The 18,619-nt window shown below is 40.6% G+C and carries 14 protein-coding genes and 1 riboswitch; of the genes, 4 read left to right on the forward strand and 10 right to left on the reverse strand.

The window, feature by feature from the left end; all coding sequences use genetic code 11:
- Window positions 1–19: 19 nt before the first annotated feature.
- From BCU84_RS00140 to BCU84_RS00165, 6 genes are all read right to left on the reverse strand, one after another.
- On the reverse strand, window positions 20–784 hold the full coding sequence (locus BCU84_RS00140) for a thiazole synthase (protein ID WP_102526075.1): 765 nt from the start codon (window positions 782–784) through the stop codon (window positions 20–22).
- Window position 785: 1 nt separating this feature from the next.
- Entirely contained in the window at window positions 786–989 is a 204-nt protein-coding gene (gene thiS / locus BCU84_RS00145; RefSeq protein WP_102526076.1) for a sulfur carrier protein ThiS, read from the reverse strand.
- Between the two features lie 26 nt (window positions 990–1,015).
- On the reverse strand, window positions 1,016–1,807 hold the full coding sequence (locus BCU84_RS00150) for a HesA/MoeB/ThiF family protein (RefSeq protein WP_102526077.1): 792 nt from the start codon (window positions 1,805–1,807) through the stop codon (window positions 1,016–1,018).
- Entirely contained in the window at window positions 1,797–3,518 is a 1,722-nt protein-coding gene (thiE, locus tag BCU84_RS00155; RefSeq protein WP_102526078.1) for a thiamine phosphate synthase, read from the reverse strand. Before thiE ends, BCU84_RS00150 begins: the two co-directional genes overlap by 11 nt.
- 2 nt (window positions 3,519–3,520) lie before the next feature.
- Complete coding sequence (thiC, locus tag BCU84_RS00160) at window positions 3,521–5,554, reverse strand: phosphomethylpyrimidine synthase ThiC (RefSeq protein ID WP_102526079.1); 2,034 nt, start codon at window positions 5,552–5,554, stop codon at window positions 3,521–3,523.
- 241 nt (window positions 5,555–5,795) lie between these two features.
- Window positions 5,796–5,894, reverse strand: a riboswitch (TPP riboswitch).
- A 204-nt stretch (window positions 5,895–6,098) separates the two neighbouring features.
- Window positions 6,099–7,430, reverse strand: a complete 1,332-nt coding sequence (locus BCU84_RS00165; protein WP_102526080.1) for a hypothetical protein — start codon at window positions 7,428–7,430, stop codon at window positions 6,099–6,101.
- Between the two features lie 428 nt (window positions 7,431–7,858).
- Between BCU84_RS00165 and BCU84_RS00170 the strand changes: the two genes are divergently transcribed.
- The 3 genes from BCU84_RS00170 to BCU84_RS00180 all read left to right on the forward strand — a co-directional run bounded on the left by BCU84_RS00170 (window position 7,859) and on the right by BCU84_RS00180 (window position 9,883).
- The gene (locus BCU84_RS00170; protein ID WP_102526081.1) at window positions 7,859–8,539 is read left to right on the forward strand and encodes a hemolysin III family protein; all 681 of its coding nucleotides are present in this window, start codon (window positions 7,859–7,861) and stop codon (window positions 8,537–8,539) included.
- A 96-nt stretch (window positions 8,540–8,635) separates the two neighbouring features.
- Entirely contained in the window at window positions 8,636–8,980 is a 345-nt protein-coding gene (locus tag BCU84_RS00175) for an MGMT family protein (protein ID WP_102526082.1), read from the forward strand.
- Between the two features lie 201 nt (window positions 8,981–9,181).
- Window positions 9,182–9,883, forward strand: coding sequence for a DUF3108 domain-containing protein (locus BCU84_RS00180; protein WP_241906313.1), 702 nt, complete (start codon window positions 9,182–9,184; stop codon window positions 9,881–9,883).
- Between the two features lie 212 nt (window positions 9,884–10,095).
- On the opposite strand, the gene BCU84_RS00185 is transcribed toward BCU84_RS00180, so the two are convergent.
- Window positions 10,096–10,875 carry a class II glutamine amidotransferase gene (locus BCU84_RS00185; RefSeq protein WP_102526083.1) on the reverse strand — a complete coding sequence of 260 codons (780 nt, stop codon included), beginning with the start codon at window positions 10,873–10,875 and terminating at the stop codon, window positions 10,096–10,098.
- A 243-nt stretch (window positions 10,876–11,118) separates the two neighbouring features.
- On the opposite strand from BCU84_RS00185, the gene fadE reads away from it, so the two are divergent.
- Entirely contained in the window at window positions 11,119–13,566 is a 2,448-nt protein-coding gene (gene fadE / locus BCU84_RS00190) for an acyl-CoA dehydrogenase FadE (RefSeq protein WP_102526084.1), read from the forward strand.
- Window positions 13,567–13,700: 134 nt separating this feature from the next.
- On the opposite strand, the gene BCU84_RS00195 is transcribed toward fadE, so the two are convergent.
- The 3 genes from BCU84_RS00195 to BCU84_RS00205 all read right to left on the reverse strand — a co-directional run bounded on the left by BCU84_RS00195 (window position 13,701) and on the right by BCU84_RS00205 (window position 18,444).
- Entirely contained in the window at window positions 13,701–14,036 is a 336-nt protein-coding gene (locus BCU84_RS00195; protein ID WP_102526085.1) for a Fis family transcriptional regulator, read from the reverse strand.
- A gap of 233 nt (window positions 14,037–14,269) precedes the next feature.
- Window positions 14,270–17,365, reverse strand: a complete 3,096-nt coding sequence (locus BCU84_RS00200; RefSeq protein WP_102526086.1) for an efflux RND transporter permease subunit — start codon at window positions 17,363–17,365, stop codon at window positions 14,270–14,272.
- Complete coding sequence (locus BCU84_RS00205) at window positions 17,362–18,444, reverse strand: efflux RND transporter periplasmic adaptor subunit (RefSeq protein ID WP_102526087.1); 1,083 nt, start codon at window positions 18,442–18,444, stop codon at window positions 17,362–17,364. The genes BCU84_RS00200 and BCU84_RS00205 overlap by 4 nt, the downstream gene beginning before the upstream one ends.
- Window positions 18,445–18,619: the final 175 nt, after the last annotated feature.

Genomic DNA, 18,619 nt, shown 5'->3' on the forward strand with positions numbered 1-18,619 from the left:
TGGTAAGGTAAACCTTTAATCATAAATTCAGAAAATTTGTCAATGGACTGGTGTGTTTTGCTTGTTTTTCCACATTGCCCAACCCTGCAAGATAAGCTTGTCTACCAGTGTTAACAGCTTGATTAAAGCATTTAGCCATCAGCACCGGATCGGCGCTACTGGCTATTGCAGTATTAACCAATACTGCATCTGCGCCCATTTCCATTGCTCTGCAAGCTTGAGATGGCGCGCCAATCCCTGCATCGATCACTACAGGAATGTTAGCTTGCTCAATAATAATTTCTAAAAAGGGTTCTGTGGCTAACCCTTGATTACTGCCAATTGGGCTACCGAGTGGCATAACAGCCGCGCAGCCTGCCTCTTCAAGCCGGTAACATAACACTGGATCAGCATGTACATAGGGTAAGACTGTAAAGCCTTTTGCACAGAGTATTTCAGCCGCTTTTAATGTTTCAATCGCATCTGGCATCAGATACTTAGGATCAGGATGGATTTCTAATTTAATCCATTTTGTCGCTAACATTTCACTGGCAAGTTCAGCAGCAAATACGGCTTCTTTAGCATTTCGAGCGCCTGCAGTATTCGGTAAAAGCTTTACGCCCATTTGCTGCAATGGTGTCAGTAAGTCATCAAAATCTTTATTGTGATCGATACGTTTCATCGCTAATGTGACTAATTGCGACTGAGAGGCTTCAATAGCCGCTAACATGGTCTTAGCGTCGGAGAACTTTCCTGTGCCCGTAAATAATCTTGAATCAAATTGGTGATCGGCAATAGATAGCATGTTAACCACCTGCTACAGCTGAGAAAACATCAATTTTGTCACTATGTTGGCACTCAATCTGCGCCCAGCGACTCCTCGGTACCACTTGGTCATTAAGCACAAGTGCTAACGACTTTGGGTTCAGATTTTTCAACTCTATTAATTGTAATAAACTTGAGTTGTAACCTAGCTCTTGAGCTAGTCCATTAAATTCAATTGTAATCATGTCAATTCCTACACTAATAACTTGTCCTAAATGCAACTTGGAGTGCAAATACAACAATCTGGGTCTTGTGACATTGTGACTTTTCGCCACTGTAAGTTATGGGCGTTAAATAAGTGCAACTGCCCTTTTAATCGATCACGTTGGCTTACATCACTTGTTAGCCAATTAAGTCCTAATAACGATTGCATCGATGCCATGGATAATAAGGCTGATGTTAATACGCCTGCTTGGGCACACGATTGACTGACATTGGAGTCATCGGGATAAAGACACTGATAACATCCTGAACCGTGAAAATTGCTCTGCTTGCTATGATCAATACAGAATAACTGACCGTTTGCCCCACTTATCGCAGCACTGATCAACACGCCTTTTGCATTTACCACCGCCTGATTAATCAATAATCGCGAAGCAAAGTTATCTGTACAGTCAAATACTAAGTCCACAGAATTGACTGAATCAACTGAATAAAAGTCTTCAGCTGTGAAGCGTTTACAGACGGCTGTGATTTTACAATCGCTATAAGCAGTACTCAGTTTCTGCCTTACAATGTTAACTTTAAGCTGACCAATGTCTTGCTCGTTGAACAGCAGCTGCCTTGGCAAGTTTGAAAGCTCAACAGTGTCATCGTCCATTAAAGTAATATGTTTAACGCCTGCCGCAGCCAGTTGCTGAGCCACGGCATGACCCAGCCCGCCAACACCAATAATTAACACTGAACTTTGTAATAACTTAAGCTGACCAAGTTCACCAATTTCAGGCAACAACACATGACTTGAATAACGGATATATTGTTTATCCGTTAGCTTACTCATCATCACTGTTCCCTTTGATCATATATTTACTGTCGTTAGGCTCTTTTTCATACTGACTTTTATTACTAATACCAGTACTGTCACTGAACCACTGATGCGACAATTGTTTAAATGCCGTTTCAGGGTAGTTAGCTTCAGTAATCGCCCTTACTACAGCAACACTGCGCACTGTTGTTGCTTTAACAGCATCGAGCACATGTTTATCAATCCCACCTATTGCTACCGTTGGACAAACAGGTTTAAGCAAAGCAGCATAACGCGCTAACTTAGCCAGTCCTTGCGGTGCTGATGGCATCACTTTCGTAGTGGTAGGAAAAATATGCCCGAGTGCGATATAAGACGGTTTTAACTGATGAGCTAATAAGATTTCAAAGATGCTGTGACTTGATAAACCCAGCGAAATACCAGCCTCTTTTATCGAGTCCAGGTTAGCCAATTCAACATCCTCTTGGCCTAAATGAATTCCAAAAGCACCATGCTTTAGCGCTAATTGCCAATGGTCATTAATAAACACTTGCGCGTTATAGTCTCGCCCTAACGTTATTGCTTGTTGAATTTGTTGCTCAATATCCTTAAGTAGTAAATTGTCTGACTGCTTAATACGTAATTGAGCAGTGGTGCAGTTAGCCTTAAGCAGCGCTTCGAGCATCACGACATCATTTACGACAGGGTAAATTCCAATCTCTTGTGATAACTGGGGAAAACCATTGTCATAGCAACCACTTTGCGTGGTTGAAGTAAATAAATCATAGGGCTGGTGATCATAATAAAGGCTGATAGATGGGTATAAACTAATATCTTCAGGCCAGCCTGTTTTAGCAACTGGGCCCGTACCTTGGCCATATTGTACGCTGTTTATTAAGCCTTTTGACACATAAGCTTTGGCCATCACAATCGCATCATGCAGCACATAACCATATGCCATAAAACAGGCAATAGCACTTGATAAAGTACAACCACTGCCATGATTATTATCAGTATCGATTCGTTGAGAACTTAACCAAAACTGTTGGTATTGATGTGATTCACTGACGCCATTAACCTGCTGACATACAAATAGATCACTAGCAGTTTCCCCTTGCCATGGTTCGGCATCACCACCTTTTGCAAGCACATTGCAACGTAAGAGTTGATTTAACGCTGTTGCAGCTTGATGAAAACCGACTTTAGAGTGGGGATTGGCTATGTTAGCTAAGCCTTCTAGCCTAAATAACTCTGCAGCATTAGGTGTCACTAACGTCATCAGCCCTTTAAAAGGGCTAAAATCTAATTCGTCAGTTTGATTTAAACCATCACCACAGCTGGCCACCATGACAGGATCAACAATCACCGGCACAGTCTGATTTGCGATATTTCGCTGTCTAAAAGCATTTAGCCAGCAAGCAATTGCATTTAATTGCTGCTGATTAGCAATCAATCCAATTTTGATTGCTGCAGGTTGTAAATCGTCATAGAGCGCCGTCAATTGTGCTTCTAGCATCGCCTCTGAAACGGGTTCGACTAAATTAACTGCAACTGAGTTTTGCGCAGTAATTGTGGTAATGACACTGCAACCAAAACAACCTAAATCATTTATGGTTGCTAAGTCAGTTTGAATACCCGCGCCGCCGCCACTGTCTGAACCTGCTATGGTCCAGACGATAGGCTTAGTTTGCAATTGCCCAGCTTGCACGGGCTTAGCTTGCACTTTTTTAAGGTCGTATGGCCTGTGCATGCTTACCCCTCAAGCTCTTCAAGCTCAGCCTCTGGGGTGACAAGCGGTTTGTCAGATACGGCGTGGTATAGTGCTGAACCTGTGGCTTTGAATTCTGCAGACTTCTTCGCCATCGCCGCATTAACGTCAACGACTTGTTTTTCAGCATTAGCATCTGAAACTTGTTTCGCTTTAAATTCGCTGGCATCCACAACCGATACTAGCTGCTCTGTTCCTGCACTTTGTGCTTGTTTTTCTTGCTTTGCTGCATACTCTCTGACTTCTTGTGTGATTTTCATTGAGCAAAATTTGGGACCACACATAGAACAGAAATGGGCGACTTTGGCAGATTCTTGTGGTAAAGATTCATCATGATAAGCGCGGGCTGTATCAGGGTCTAAACCTAAGTTGTATTGATCTTCCCAGCGGAATTCAAAACGGGCTTTTGACAATGCATTATCACGTATTTGAGCGCCAGGATGCCCCTTGGCGACATCTGCTGCATGAGCTGCAATTTTATAAGCAATTAAACCTTGTTTAACATCTTCTTTGTTGGGTAAACCTAGGTGCTCTTTTGGCGTGACATAACACAACATAGCAACGCCATACCAAGCCATCATTGCAGCGCCAATGCCTGAGGTAAAATGATCGTAACCAGGAGCGATATCCGTCGTTTGTGGGCCTAAAGTATAAAATGGCGCTTCATCGCAATGGGCGAGTTGCTTTTCCATATTCACTTTGATCAATTGCATTGGCACATGACCAGGACCTTCAATGATGGTTTGCACATCATATTCCCAAGCCACTTTTACCAATTCACCTAAGGTTTCGAGTTCTGCAAATTGTGCTTCATCATTCGCGTCGGCAATACTGCCAGGGCGCATGCCATCACCTAAAGATAAAGACACATCATAAGCGGCGCAGATTTCACAGATCTCTTTGAAATGTTCATATAAAAAACTTTCTTTATGATGGCTTAAGCACCACTTCGCCATGATTGAACCACCACGGGAAACGATACCAGTTAACCGTTTGGCGGTCATCGGCACATAACGCAACAACACACCAGCATGAATAGTAAAGTAATCAACGCCCTGCTCTGCTTGTTCAATCAAGGTATCGCGAAATACCTCCCATGTAAGATCTTCAGCAACACCGTTCACTTTTTCTAACGCTTGATAAATCGGCACCGTGCCAATGGGTACTGGGGAATTTCGGATGATCCACTCTCGCGTTTCATGAATATAACGGCCAGTTGATAAATCCATAACCGTATCCGCGCCCCAGCGGGTAGACCAGACTAATTTCTCGACTTCTTCTTCGATTGATGACGTCACCGCAGAATTACCAATATTCGCGTTTACTTTTACTAAAAAGTTACGCCCAATGATCATGGGTTCAGCTTCTGGGTGGTTGATATTTAATGGAATAATAGCGCGGCCACGAGCCACTTCATCACGAACAAACTCAGCCGTAATTGGTTGTCCAATCACTGCGCCAAAGGCTTCACCTGGTGCTTTTTGCGTAAGGATTTCATCGGTAACTTGCTCACGGGCCATATTTTCACGAATGGCAATGTATTCCATTTCTGGTGTGATAATACCTTGGCGAGCATAGTGCATTTGAGTAACACACCTACCCGTTTTAGCACGCCTTGGGGGAACTAACGCTTCAAAACGTAAATGATCCAAGCCATCATCCGCTAATCGTTGCTGAGTAAAATCAGAACTCACACCTGCAAGTTGCTCGGTATCTTTACGTTCATCAATCCAACTTTCGCGAAATTTGTTTAAACCTAATCGAACGTTAATTTCAGCATCGGGATCTGAATAAGCACCTGCACAATCATACACTTTGATTGGCGGGTTTTTCTCTGTTACTGGAGCATCGTCGCTGCCACCTAAAATGGTGTCTGTCTGATGAATTTGGCGCATACCGACTAATAAATCTTCACGGGATCCGCTTAAATATATTTTCTCGGAATTAGGGTGTTGTAGCGGCTTTAACGTATCAATGAAAGCCTGGGCTTGTTCACGGGTTTGACGACGATTTGACATTAGCAACCTCAAAATTAATGAAATAGAGTTGCTTGTCTGGAGAGGTGTGTTGATGACGAGCGAGTTATACATAACTCTGTAATTTGCATTTAATGTTTAAAAAACATCCATAAATTTTGGATACTTTTTTTGTATTTTTGGTCATTCTAAAGGTAAAGAACAATCAAAATCACACTATATGTTTCAACATCAATTTCAACGTTTGCTGAATTAAATTGAACATAAACAATAAGAAGAAATAGCAAATTAACTGCTTGTTTCCTTCGCAGGTTTTAACCTGATCAGGTTCAACGGATCCCGAATAAACGGTCTCAGCCATAAGGCACTCCGACAAGATGCAAGCAGTATACTCAGCTAATGAAATAAAATACAAGTGAAATAAAGTCAGGCGAACACAAGAATCAATCAAATTAATTCATGCGACAAGTATCTGATATTCAATAACAATACTAATTATGAATATCAAATTAACATATTAAGTGAATTATTATTAAGAGTAAAAGCAATGATTGGTTTCAAAAATGGATAAATAGTCAGCAAATGTTTAAGGTAATTGCACTTTAGATAATCTATTTTGAATTGCCTTCCCCAAGGCTTTCTTCATTTTTGCACTATCACAGGGCTCAGCAAAACCTAGACCTTCTGCATGAGGATTAATTTGCGTAGGTAATGGCACAATACGATAGCATGTCTCCCCATGTTTCATAATTCTATTGGGGTCTAATCTATGGTCAAGTGTGGTTGCTTGTCGCTTGTCTTCAATCTCAATAATTTCAATATCAAACATCTCAGGCGTGAGCTCACTTAAACTTGCCCCACTCTTTGAGGTCGCTAAATGAGCTTGCTGTGAAATTAAAGTATTAAGCGCTTGCTGATTTAAGTTTTTCAATACTTGATGCTTAACTGCATTTGTTCCTGTAAATAAGTGTTGATTTAATTTTATGTCTTTAAACAAATGGGAGCTTAAATCATCATCCTTTTCTTGCTGTAAATACATGCTGTCTACATTTGCCCAATTAAAATCTTCTTTGGTTTCAATTATCGTATTGATTTCATAAATTTCTTTAACTTCAATTAATTGGTTATCAGATGAATTCTTTACAGGTAAATTAATAGTATTGATTTTAGTTTCTACACTTGTTGCATCATCAACTCGTTCCTCTATGACTTCCTCTTTGACTGCATCTTGTATTGTAATGGCGTTATCTTGTGGTTCAGTAGCAGTGTGATCAATTTGGGTTTCATTCACGTCTGAGGCTGACGTATCTTGATTGATTAGGCTGTCTAACTGCTCAGCAGTAATGAAATAAGCATTGATCTCTTTCGTTTCTGTTTGATTTTCTTGCTTCGAGGTGGCGATTTCTACGAAAATGTTGACTGTCTGTTCAGCAAGAACTAGCAATATGACAAAAGCTAAAATATGAGCAATTGCTACCATAAACACGGTTGGAGTTAACGATTTCCTTATCGTTTTAAATTTAGAAACGGTACCAATATCTTTTGCGGATGAATAATTTGATCGAGTTATTTTACTATCTAATTTAAAAGATTCATCAAGTTGAAATGGCTCATCAAAACTTAATGATTCGTTGCGGTTTTGGCTTGCTATGGCTAAGGCTAAAGACAAGTTTAATTCAGAAAGCGCAATGTTATCGCTATCATTTACATATTGAGAAACGGCATCGCTAGCAATAATATGACTTTGAATATCTTCTGAAAAAGATTGATTGAAATTTGTAGATTCGCTGAGGTTAATCTCTTCATTAAAATTTGCATGGGGCGAGTTTTGTTTTGATGAAGCACTATCCTTTACAGCAGCTAACGACGAAGTAGATAGCTCTTTTGTTAAAAGTTTAGGTTCATGCTTGTGGGTCATTTAGCGCATCCTATCGCCTTGGTGATTATAAAACGCTATAACGCTTTATCGCATATAGTGTAAAAAAGTTAGTGTTAAAAAATGTCCGTGTTAACACGATTTATCAAGCGATTAATAAAGCATTGGTTTGATTGTCTAGTCTTGGTCAACCTAAACTCTGCTTACAGCTGCTGTCTCTAAAGGCTAATGCTACAGGCATCCACTACAAGTATTCACTACTGTTTTAATCGCTGAATATTATCTGATACTCAATCTTTAAATTAGTTCAATAAAGCATCGAGAAGACCATAAAACACATAATACTTTGTTAACAAACTGAAATAATACACTTTTAAATTTAGCTTACACATGTACGCTAAAAATCTAGTGTTTTACAATTTAAGCTGTTACTCTAATTTTCCAATTAGTTTATTAAGTTGTATACCAAGATGTCTCTTGAGTTAAATGTGGCTCCCAAAATTGAAACTAACTCATGTTCTCAGTCTGACTATTGTGCGACTGAAGAGCTAGCAAACAGTGTCACCCATGGAATAGGAGTGTTAGCAGGCCTCGTCGCCATGGTGGCAATGTTAGTTAAAGGATCGACACATTTAAATACCACTGAGATGCTTGGCATCGGAATTTACGGTCTCAGTATCGTTTTACTATTTCTAGCATCAACTTTATACCATTCAAGCAAATCACAACTTTGGCGAAAACGTTTTAAAATGGCCGATCATTGTGCCATTTATACATTAATTGCCGGCACTTACACTCCCCTTATGCTGATTAGCTTAGACGGGGAACAAGCAAATATTGTTTTGGCTGCTATTTGGATACTTGCACTGGGTGGCATCATATTCAAGACACTTTTTATCGGCCGCTTCAAAGCCTTTAGTGTCATCCTATATCTCGTTATGGGCTGGTTATGCGTTACGGTTATGAATGATCTCATCAAAGGTATGACAGATTTAGGTTTTAATCTGCTATTAGCAGGCGGAGCCTTTTACAGCATAGGTGTCATTTTCTACATTAATAAGCGTATTCCGTATAACCACGCTATATGGCATTTGTTTGTACTCGCTGGCGCATTATCACACTTTTTGTGCATCTATTTAGCCGTGATTTAAATGCTCTGTTCAAATAAAACGTCACTTTAACTTTGCAAAGATTCCTATCAAGCAACTGATAGATTATGCTGTTGTTTTTGCTGTGATGATTATTGAATGAATCCGCTTTCGCCAAAACAAAAAATCTGGTTTATCGTCAACATGATCCCTGAAGGCAATGTACTTGCCTATGGCAAAGTTGCAGATTTAGCAGGACTTCCTGGTCGTGCTCGCTATGTATCTCGAGCACTACAAGAAGCACCACCACATTTAAACTTAGCTTGGCATAGAGTTATCAATAGCCAAGGTAAAATATCTTTTAAACTCAACACGATTAATTTCCAAAACCAACAAGAGCGACTAAGATCAGAAGGAATTGAAGTGAACAAAGGCAAAATTTCACTGTCAAAATTTGAATGGAAACCCGATATGGCGACATTGGTTTTATCGTTACCTTTTTAACTCTCTTACGTAGGTACTGCTTTGGTTAAATTATTATCCGATTTTTCGAATATTACTACGACAAATAACACTTCATTAACTGCAGTAGTAATAGCAGCCCTATTGCTGCAGCCTTTTTCACCCGTTAATGCCGAAACATCCCCTATCACCACAGCACAACAATCAGATAAACACACACAGAATATTGCCACAGACACAGAAATAGAACATTCACCTAACTACCTCAAGCCCCTTGCTGCTCACAATGCTGAATATAATGTTTACTATGGCAGTATTCATTTAGGCAAGGCTCGTTATCAACTGCCGGCCTCAGATAATGGTTACTATCAATATCGTTTCGATAGCGATGTCAGTTTATTGATGTTGTCTGATGTGCGTAATATTAGCAGCGAGTTTCAATTAGTAGATAGTAGATTAAAACCTATCCGCTACATGAGTAAACGCTCAGGAACCGGTAGTGACTATAGTGAACAAACGGTATTCGCTGAAGGGCAAGGTGTTATTCATACTATATATAAAGACGAGCGCGAAAAGTTAACATTCGAAAACAACATTCTCGATCCATTAATGGTGCAACTGCAATTTAGGATGGATATGTACAATCCTCCAGAAAAATTGCACTACACCATGGTCAAAGAAAAAGAGTTAGATGATTACGAATTTAAGATTGTTGGTAAAGAATTAATGACACTTGAAAGTGGCTCATACGACACCATTAAAATTGAAGTCGTCAGAACCAGCAAAAAACGTCAGACATTTTTTTGGATGGCACCTGATTTAGGCTACTTACCAATAAGGTTAAGTCATTTCTCAAAAGGCAGTAAACAGCTCGATATACAAATAGATAATTATCAATTTTTAGAGCCTATAGAAAACGAAACACTTGTACCTTTTACTAAATAGACTATAAAGCAGGTGTTTGAAACACCCCATATAATAGTAAGGTTTTTTCAGACGTTCTCGTACTAAAAATTGCAGATTTAAATCTACATTTGCTCAATGTCCAAGTAATTAAGTTTTAACCCAAAAAAAAGTGACAGTCGATTATCGACTGTCACTTTTTATTATCACAAAGATATTTCTTCTATCACAAAGAGTTCAGATAATATCTACAATTAGTTGCAGGCCTGAAGCTCACCTTGTCTGAATAGCTTCCATTCACCCGGTTTTAAAATATGCCACTCTTCATCTTTAGTTAGTGGTCTAGTCGCAATCACAGTGACCACATCGTTCGGTGTGGTTTCTTTATCAAAATCAATAACCACATCGGTATCAATTAACTTTGCTTTGCCAAAAGGTGCACGGCGGGTGATGTAACATAAGTTATTACTGCAATAGGTCATTAAATCGATCCCATCACTCAAAATCATATTAAACACACCAAGGGCTCTTACTTCGTCGGCTAACCCAGCTATGAATGTAAACACTTGATTCATATCTTCAGGTTGCTTAGGGCCAAATTCAACTAACACCTGTTCCATAATCCAACAAAATGCTAATTCACTGTCTGTATCGCCAACCGGTTGGAAACGATTAACAACAAACTTTTCTTGATAATCAGATAACTGACCATTGTGAGCATATGTCCAATACTTACCCCATAACTCACGGGTAAAAGGATGGGTATTTTCAAGTGACACACAACCACGATTAGCCTGACGAATATGGCTAACCACTATCTCACTTTTAATAGGGTAAGATTTAATCAATTTGGCAATATGTGATTCACTGCTTGGACAAGCATCTTTAAAAGTACGGCTACCCTTGCCTTCATAGAAAGTAATTCCCCAGCCATCGACATGAGGACCAGTGACACCGCCTCTTTCAGCTAAACCTGTGAAACTAAACACAATATCAGTTGGAACGTTAGCGCTCATCGCTAATAACTCACACATGGGGAAACGCCTTAAAAAGTTTTATAAGTCATAATTTTATCTAATAACTATTGTACCTAGTGCAAAACATTTTTGGGATATTTTTATTGTAGAAAATATTTTAAACAATTGTTTGAAAAAACTTGTAATCGTGTGCAGTAAGGTTTAATTTTATGTGATAGAGGTCTGACCACAAGTCACTTCTGTGAATAGGATCATTAATTTGTAAGTGCTCAATTTTTGAATGCTTTAAGGAGAAAGACATTGACTACCCTGACTTGGATCATCGCCATGATTGCAGTGCTCGGCGCAGCCACTTATATGCGAGTATCGCTACTCACGGCTACCATCGCCGCTGCAGTCGTCATGCTGATTGGCAGCGTATTAGATATTGTTGGTATCGTGGCATGGATTGTTTTTTTAGTCTTAGCACTACCGCTAAACGTAAAATCATTTCGCCAAAACTTCATTTCACGTCCATTGCTTAAAGTCTATCAGGGCATCATGCCTGAAATGTCTTCAACAGAAAAAGAAGCAATCGAAGCTGGAACCACATGGTGGGAAGCAGATTTGTTTGCCGGTAACCCAAACTGGAATAAATTGCACAATTATCCTAAAGGGCGTTTGACTGCAGAAGAACAAGCCTTCCTAGACGGCCCTGTTGAAACTGTGTGTAAAATGGTTAACCAGCATCAAGTTTCTCATGAGTTAGCTGACTTACCCCAAGAAGTATGGCAATACCTGAAAGACGAAGGTTTCTTTGCCATGATCATCAAGAAAAAATACGGTGGTCTTGAATATTCTGCTTACGCTCAATCACGTGTATTACAAAAACTTGCTGGTTTAAGTAGTGAACTTGCTTCAACAGTAGGTGTACCAAACTCGTTAGGCCCTGGTGAATTATTGCAGCACTATGGAACGCCAGAGCAACAAGACCACTACTTACCTCGTCTTGCAAAAGGTTTAGAAGTACCTTGTTTTGCATTAACTAGCCCAGAAGCTGGTAGTGATGCAGGCGCCATTCCTGATTTTGGTGTGGTATGTAAAGGGGAATTTGAGGGCGAAGAAGTGTTAGGTATGAAACTAACATGGAACAAACGCTACATCACCCTTGCCCCTGTTGCTACTGTATTAGGTTTAGCATTTAAACTACGCGATCCAGATGGCTTATTAGGTGATACTGAAGATTTAGGCATTACTTGTGCGCTTATCCCAACGGATATTCCAGGTGTTGAAACAGGTCGCCGTCACTTCCCACTGAACTGTATGTTCCAAAACGGTCCAACTCGCGGTAACGAAGTCTTTGTACCATTAAGCTTCATCATCGGTGGCCCAGAAATGGCAGGTCAAGGCTGGCGTATGCTGGTTGAATGTTTATCGGTTGGTCGAGGTATTACTCTACCTTCAAATTCGGCTGGCGGCATTAAAACTGCAGCTCTCGCAACGGGTGCTTATGCACGTATTCGTCGTCAGTTTAAGCTTCCTATTGGTAAGTTAGAAGGCATCGAAGAGCCAATGGCACGTATCGGTGGTAATGCTTACCTTATGGACGCTGTAAGCTCTCTTACGACTGTAGGGATTGGTTTAGGTGAAAAGCCATCGGTTATTTCTGCCATCGTTAAATACCATCTTACCGACAGAATGCAAAAGTGTGTTATCGATGCGATGGATATCCACGGTGGTAAAGGTGTTTGTCTTGGCCCGAATAACTATTTAGGTCGCGGCTACCAAGCAGCGCCAATTGCAATTACTGTTGAAGGTGCAAACATTCTTACCCGCTCGATGATCATTTACGGTCAAGGTGCGATTCGTTGTCATCCATATGTACTTGCTGAAATGGAATCCGCTTTTGATACCACATCAGGCAAAGGACTAAGTAACTTTGATAGTGCCATTTTCGGTCATATCGGATTTGCCATGTCTAACTTTGTTAGAAGCTTCTGGATGGGTGTGACATCAAGTCATTTCTCTAAATCACCATATAGCGATAAAACAAAACGTTACTATCAGCAAATGAACCGTTTCAGTGCTAACTTAGCCTTATTGTCTGACTTGGCAATGGCCACTTTAGGCGGCAACTTAAAACGTAAAGAACGTATTTCAGCACGTTTAGGTGATTTATTAAGTCAGCTATACCTAGCATCAGCAACGCTTAAACGTTACGAAGATGAAGGTCGTTTAACTGAAGACTTACCATTAGTACAATGGGCGGTTGAAGATTCACTTTATAAGTTACAAACGTCATTAGATGACTTATTAGATAACTTCCCTATGGGACTAGGTTTTGCACTACGTGCTGTTATCTTCCCGTTTGGTCGCCCTCTTAAGCGTCCTAGTGATGTACTGGACCATAAAGTATCAAAGATTATGCAAACTCCGTGTGCCAGCCGAGACCGCTTAGGTCAAGGCCAATTCTGGACGCCTTCAGAGCACAACGTAGTGGGTATTCAAGAACAAACCTTACTGGATATTCTGGCTTCAGAGCCATTATATGACAAGGTATGTAAAGCAGCAGGTAAACGTCTACCATTCATGTGGTTAGATAAAATTGCTGCAGAAGGTAAAGCACTTGGCGTGTTAAGCGATGCTGAAGTTGCATTACTCGAAAGAGCTGAAGTTGGGCGTTTGAAATCAATTAACGTTGATGATTTCGACTCAGAAGAACTAGAAGCAAAAACGGCTGCTGTTGCGAAACAAATACAAGCAGCGTAACGTTTTAGTCTATTAAAGCCAAAGGGAAAGCATCTGCTTTCCCTTTTTTATGCCTCTAATTCAAGTGACGATAGCGCAACTGCCAACATAACTTAAGTCATCTTTTTATTATTTAGTTGGTCAAATACCAAACCTCACTTCAAGCGCTGTGCCCAATTACCGTTATTCTGCGCCTCACATCGTGTTTCACTATCAAACACGATTTGTTTGGCTTGTACTTTAATGCCCTGTTGCAATAATTTATGGATGATTAAGTTTTGAATAAAAGCATCTTCTTTGCTCAACGCTAATTGAGTGAGCTGCGGATCATTTTCAAAAATACACACCACTTTTAACGACGCAGGGAAAGCATTGAAATTAACAGTATGGGTTAACCATTCAAACCCTGAACATTGCTCGAGTAATACCTCGCACACATCTGTCAGCGTATCTCTAATTTGATTATCTAATTTTTTGTCGGTCTTTTTCATCTGCGCTCTACTTGGTACTTGATTGTGACAGCATATAGCTATTATCCATTGATTTTGAGCTTAGTCATTATTTTACGACTAACGTTAACTATCGGAACATATCACATGGGATTTATAAACAATGAGATATTCATTTATGCTTAATAGTCATAAATATAAAACAATAAAAAACCAGTTACGAATAACTGGCTTTTAAGTTTGCTAATTAGCTCTTCAGTTTTAATTTAGCTTAATTAATCATTTGAAAGTTCTTGTTCAAGCTGTTTTGTGATCGCATCTGGTGAGCTGCTATTACGGGCGAATATGCTATACGCCACAGGTATCACAAGTAGTGTAAAGAACGTGGCTAACAATATGCCTGACAGTACCACCACGCCAATAACAAAGCGAGTTTCAGCACCTGCTCCGCTCGACATAACTAAGGGTATTGCGCCAGCTGCTGTCGTAATACCTGTCATCAAGATAGGACGTAATCGCTGGGATGATGCTTGTATTACCGCATCATCAAACGCAATCCCTTTATCACGTAATTGGTTGGCAAACTCAACGATTAAAATACCGTTTTTAGCCGCAAGCCCCACCAGCATGATAATTCCGATTTGGCTGTAGATATTGATACTTTGATCAGTAAACCACAGGCCAATTAACGCGCCTAAAGTGGCTAGCGGAACCGTTAACATAATCACCATTGGATGCACATAACTTTCAAATTGCGCAGCCAACACCAAGAACACAATCCCTAAAGCCAACACAAAGACAAAGTACATTGAACTACCAGAACTTTGATAATCTAAAGACTGGCCTTTGTAACTGATAACAGCTTCAGCAGGTAAATAAGTATCCGCAATATCATTCATATAATCTAATGCTTCACCCAAACTATAGCCATCGGCTAAGTTAGCCTCAATGGTAATAGCCCGCATTCGGTTATAGCGGTTAAGTGAACTGGCATCAGCGTACTCTTCTACTGTCACTAAATTTGATAAAGGAACTAACTCACCGCTTCGGTCTGAACGAACATAAATATTTTCAAGATCCGTTGCAGTGTTTTGATTTTCTCGATTACCTTCAATAATCACATCGTATTCTTCACCATCGCGCATGAAGGTAGTGACTAATCTAGAACCTAACATCGACTCTAACGTGCGACCAATATGCGAAATTGATACACCTAAATCTGCTGCGCGATCTTTATCAATTGCAACTCTCAACTGCGGCTTAGTTTCTTTGTAATCATGATCAAGACCCGCAAGCATTTCGTTCTCACCTGCTTTTTCAATCATGATGTCACGCCACATTGCGAGTTCTTCGTAACTTGGACCCCCTAATACAAACTGCACAGGTTTACCCACACCTCGACCAAAGGCTTGACGCATGATCGGGAAAGCTCTTACACCAGCTAAGTCAGATATACGCGAACGGATGTCGGTAATGATTTCATTCGCTGGGCGACGCTCAGCCCAATCTTCAAGTACGATAATGGCCATACCATTAGAGAAGTCAGCACCAGATCCAAAACCACGTGGTGCGCGAATTAACAAACGCTTGATATCTCCAGATTCAACTAAAGGCATTAAGCGACCTTCGATTTCATCCATATACTTTTCAATATATTCAAAGCTTGCACCTTGTGGGCCATTAACCACTAAGAACATCGAACCGCGATCTTCTTGTGGTGCAAATTCTTGCGGGACTTTATTAAGCAAATAACCACTGACAGCAAATGCAGCAACAACAATTAAACCGATAAAATAAGGTTGTTTAATGGCTGATTGCAGATTGGACTGGTAGATATTAGTGACAAAATCCATCATGGCATCGACTTTACGCACTAACCAAGATGATTGACCTGCAGGTTTTAGTAATTTAGAACACATCATTGGGCTAAGTGTCAGGGCCACTAAGCTTGAAAACATCACTGCTGCACTCATGGTGACAGCAAATTCTTTAAATAGTTTTCCTAGATCACCATCAAGGAAACTAATCGGCATGAACACTGCGATAAGTACCAAGGTTGTTGCAACAACAGCGAATGCCACCTCGCGTCCACCAAGGTATGCCGCTTTTAATGGAGAATCGCCTTGCTCAATTCGGCGGTGAATATTCTCCAGCATCACAATAGCATCATCTACTACCATACCAATGGCTAAGATCATCGCCAAAAGGGTTAAAAGGTTAATGGTATACCCAAGTGTATATAACACGATAAACGTGCCCATAAGTGATACAGGAACGGTTAACGCAGGTATCAGCATGGCGCGCACGCTACCTAAGAACAAATAAATCACAATGATCACCAGTATCATTGCAATGAACAACGTCTGATAAACCTCTTTAATCGATGCTTCAATAAATACTGAACTGTCGTATGAGCGTTTTATCTCCATTCCTGCAGGTAATGTAGGATTGATTTCATCCACTAACGCATTGGCAGCACGTGCCACTTCTAAGGTATTTGAGGTAGATTGTTTAGACACCCCTAAACCAATCATCGACTCAGTATTACCACGGAACATAATCCGCTCTTCTTCAGAGCCAATTTGCACCTTAGCAACATCACCTAACCTCACCAAATAGCCATCATTACCTTGAGTAATCACGAGATTGGCAAAGTCTTGTTCTGTTCTAAAACTTCTATCCACACGGACAGTAAAGTGACGCTCTTTAGATTCAATGGAACCCGCTGGTAATTCTACGTTTTCTGAGCGCAGCGCAGATTCAACATCAGCTACGGTTAAATTTCGAGACGCTAAGGCTTGTCGGTCAATCCAAATCCGCATTGCATAGACTTTACCGCCACCTAAACGAATATTAGCCACGCCATCGACCACAGAAAAACGGTCAGTTAAATAACGGCGCGCATAATCGGTGAGCTGCAATGTGGTCATTTGATCAGAGACCAGGTTTAACCACATGATGACTTCATCACCACCATTGGCTTTTTCAACCTCTGGTGGATCGGCTTCTTCAGGCAAGTTATCGAGTAAGCCAGAAATTCTGTCACGGACATCATTGGCAGCCGCTTCAATATCACGGCCAACATCAAATTCTAATGTGACAGATGAGCGCCCGTCACGGCTACGGGAGCTAACATGCTTAATCCCTTCTACGCCGCTTATCCTATCTTCAATTAGTTGGGTAATACGGCTTTCAACAACCGAGGCACTCGCACCACGATAGCGGGTGTCAATCGATACCACTGGCGGGTCAATATTAGGGTATTCTCGTAATGGCAATTTTTCAAAAGACACTAAACCAAGAATGATAATCAAAATACTGATAACAGAGGCTAATACCGGTCTTTTTACAGAGATATCAGTTAAAATCATGCCGCATTCTCCGAACCAGCGACCTTGGCAAAATTAAATGCTTCAGCTGCTTCTGTTTTCACTTCATCGCCCGGTCTGACTTTAAGTAAGCCACGAATAATGACCGGCGTACCAATCTCCACGCCGTCGATGATTTCTACCCAGCCACGATTACGGATCCCAAGCGTTACTGGCTTTTGCTCTACCACATTTTCATCGTTAACTATGTATACGAACTGTTTAGATTGAATTGGGATAATCGCAGATTCTGGTAATAGTAAGGTTTCTCGATTTTGTTTAATCAGTTTTACTTTCATTAACATGCCCGGCAATAAAGCAGCATCGGCGTTATCAATGATGGCGCGTACAATCACTGCGCGCGTTGAAGGGTTGACGCGACTATCGATTGAAGTCACAACGCCTTTAAAAATACGATCAGGGAAAGCGATGGCTTTTGACTCAACACTTTTGCCTAACTGTAATTCTTGAATAAAACGCTCAGGTACTGAAAAGTCGAGCTTAATCTTGCTGACATCATCTAAGGTGGTGATTTGAGTGCCAGGAGACACTAACGAACCGACACTGACTTGTTTAAGCCCTAAACGGCCAGAGAACGGCGCATGAATGGCTCTGTCTTCTAATGCCGCTTTAGCTTGCTCAAGTTCTGCGCGAGTGGTGTCGATTAAAGTTTGTAACCTATCTCGCTCAAGTTCCGCCACTGTTTTACTGGTCACAAGACTTCGGATTCGGTCAAGTTCGCGCAGGTGGTCTTTCACTTTGACTTCTGCAGCTTGCACTTTGGCGAGTTGTTCACGGTTACGAAGTTGAACCAGTAAGTCGCCCTTCTGTACTTTTTCACCGTCGTTAAAATTGATTGTCGCAATTTGCTCAGTCACTTTAGGGGTAATGGTAATAGATTCGAAAGCCTTGTTTGTACCAATCGCTTCCACTTCATCACGCACAGGTAACATGGCAACTTTGGCCACAACAACATTCGGAATAGGTTTAACACGCTCTTTGGTGTTACTAGGAGATAGAGTCGATTGGTAGCCGAACCAAGCTAGACCTAATGCAACGAGTAATATAATTATTTTTTTCATCGGAATTCCGTTCGTCAAACTCATATACAAAATGTTAAAAGGATTGAAGCAAACGTTAGTTTACCCAGCAGCAAGCTGGTATCAAGGCGTTTTACCTTTACTTACAAAATACACATTTCATTAACACTCGGTTTTGTACGATTAAAACTGAATTACAGTTCACATATCAGCGGTT

It is taken from the genome of Shewanella sp. 10N.286.51.B7, from assembly GCF_002873615.1.
Classification (GTDB): Bacteria; Pseudomonadota; Gammaproteobacteria; order Enterobacterales; family Shewanellaceae; genus Shewanella; species Shewanella electrodiphila.

What these genes read in the sequence shown, in the direction of transcription:
- BCU84_RS00140 (WP_102526075.1), bottom strand. Translation starts at nt 784, where the DNA reads ATGCTATCTATTGCCGATCACCAATTTGATTCAAGATTATTTACGGGC.
- thiS (WP_102526076.1), bottom strand. Translation starts at nt 989, where the DNA reads ATGATTACAATTGAATTTAATGGACTAGCTCAAGAGCTAGGTTACAAC.
- BCU84_RS00150 (WP_102526077.1), bottom strand. Translation starts at nt 1,807, where the DNA reads ATGATGAGTAAGCTAACGGATAAACAATATATCCGTTATTCAAGTCAT.
- thiE (WP_102526078.1), bottom strand. Translation starts at nt 3,518, where the DNA reads ATGCACAGGCCATACGACCTTAAAAAAGTGCAAGCTAAGCCCGTGCAA.
- thiC (WP_102526079.1), bottom strand. Translation starts at nt 5,554, where the DNA reads ATGTCAAATCGTCGTCAAACCCGTGAACAAGCCCAGGCTTTCATTGAT.
- BCU84_RS00165 (WP_102526080.1), bottom strand. Translation starts at nt 7,430, where the DNA reads ATGACCCACAAGCATGAACCTAAACTTTTAACAAAAGAGCTATCTACT.
- BCU84_RS00170 (WP_102526081.1), top strand. Translation starts at nt 7,859, where the DNA reads ATGTCTCTTGAGTTAAATGTGGCTCCCAAAATTGAAACTAACTCATGT.
- BCU84_RS00175 (WP_102526082.1), top strand. Translation starts at nt 8,636, where the DNA reads ATGAATCCGCTTTCGCCAAAACAAAAAATCTGGTTTATCGTCAACATG.
- BCU84_RS00185 (WP_102526083.1), bottom strand. Translation starts at nt 10,875, where the DNA reads ATGTGTGAGTTATTAGCGATGAGCGCTAACGTTCCAACTGATATTGTG.
- BCU84_RS00195 (WP_102526085.1), bottom strand. Translation starts at nt 14,036, where the DNA reads ATGAAAAAGACCGACAAAAAATTAGATAATCAAATTAGAGATACGCTG.
- BCU84_RS00200 (WP_102526086.1), bottom strand. Translation starts at nt 17,365, where the DNA reads ATGATTTTAACTGATATCTCTGTAAAAAGACCGGTATTAGCCTCTGTT.
- BCU84_RS00205 (WP_102526087.1), bottom strand. Translation starts at nt 18,444, where the DNA reads ATGAAAAAAATAATTATATTACTCGTTGCATTAGGTCTAGCTTGGTTC.